Raw genomic sequence first — 1,308 nt, 5'->3', positions numbered from 1 at the left:
ACCTGAACTCGGAGAAGTACCAGCTCCGGCCGCGTGACTGGGCGGCCGCCGAGCGGGAGGGGCGGACCATCGCGCCGCTCATCACCCGGCTCAACAGCATCCGACGGCAGCACCCGGCGCTACAGCGCCTGCGGAACCTCCGCTTCCATCAGACCGACAACGACGCCGTGCTCGCCTACAGCAAGAGCACGGGTTCGGACACGGTCATCGTGGTCGTCAACCTCGACCCGCACCACACCCAGGAGGCCACGGTCTCGTTGGACATGCCGCAACTCGGCCTGGACCGGCACGCCGCCCTGTCCGTGCACGACGAACTGACGGGCGAGACGTACCACTGGGGCAGGACCAACTACGTGCGTCTCACTCCCGGCCGGACGCCGGCGCACGTGCTCCACGTCGGGCGATCGACGCCCCAGATCGGAGGGCCCGCAGCGTCATGACCGTCAACGACCCCGTACTGGACACCTTCGAGGACACTCCCGCCAAGGACCGGGACCCGGAGTGGTTCAAACGCGCCGTCTTCTACGAGGTCCTGGTCCGCTCCTTCCAGGACAGCAACGGCGACGGCGTCGGCGACCTGAAGGGCCTGACCGCCAAGCTCGACTATCTGCAGTGGCTCGGCGTGGACTGCCTGTGGCTGCCGCCGTTCTTCAAGTCGCCCCTGCGGGACGGCGGTTACGACGTCTCCGACTACACCGCCGTCCTGCCGGAGTTCGGTGACCTCGCCGACTTCGTGGAGTTCGTGGACGCCGCCCACCAGCGCGGCATGCGCGTCATCATCGACTTCGTCATGAACCACACCAGCGACCAGCACCCGTGGTTCCAGGAGTCCCGCAAGAACCCCGACGGCCCGTACGGGGACTACTACATGTGGGCCGACGACGACAAGCAGTACGAGGACGCGCGGATCATCTTCGTCGACACCGAGGCCTCCAACTGGACCTTCGACCCGGTCCGCGGCCAGTACTTCTTCCACCGCTTCTTCTCCCACCAGCCGGATCTGAACTACGAGAACCCGGCCGTGCAGGAGGAGATCCTGGCCGCCCTGCGCTTCTGGCTCGACCTCGGCATCGACGGCTACCGCCTGGACGCGGTCCCCTACCTCTACGCCGAGGAGGGCACCAACTGCGAGAACCTGCCCGCCACCCACGCCTTCCTGAAGCGGGTCCGGCGCGAGATCGACGCGATGTACCCGGACACCGTGCTGCTGGCGGAGGCCAACCAGTGGCCGGAGGACGTCGTCGACTACTTCGGTGACTTCCGGGGCGGCGGCGACGAGTGCCACATGGCGTTCCACTTCCCGGTGAT

General features: G+C 67.3%; 2 protein-coding genes. Both read left to right on the top strand.

The window, feature by feature from the left end; translation table 11 throughout:
- Positions 1-440 (top strand): alpha-glucosidase C-terminal domain-containing protein (locus tag ACZ7N4_RS39170; RefSeq protein ID WP_471368822.1); only part of this gene is annotated, 440 nt, incomplete at its 5' end.
- Positions 437-1,308 (top strand): alpha-amylase family glycosyl hydrolase (locus ACZ7N4_RS39165; protein ID WP_471368819.1); only part of this gene is annotated, 872 nt, incomplete at its 3' end. The genes ACZ7N4_RS39170 and ACZ7N4_RS39165, both read left to right, overlap by 4 nt.

It is taken from the genome of Streptomyces sp. NPDC107654, assembly GCF_055639035.1.
Note: the sequence above shows the minus strand (reverse complement) of the source record. Positions and strands in the feature narration are given on the sequence as shown.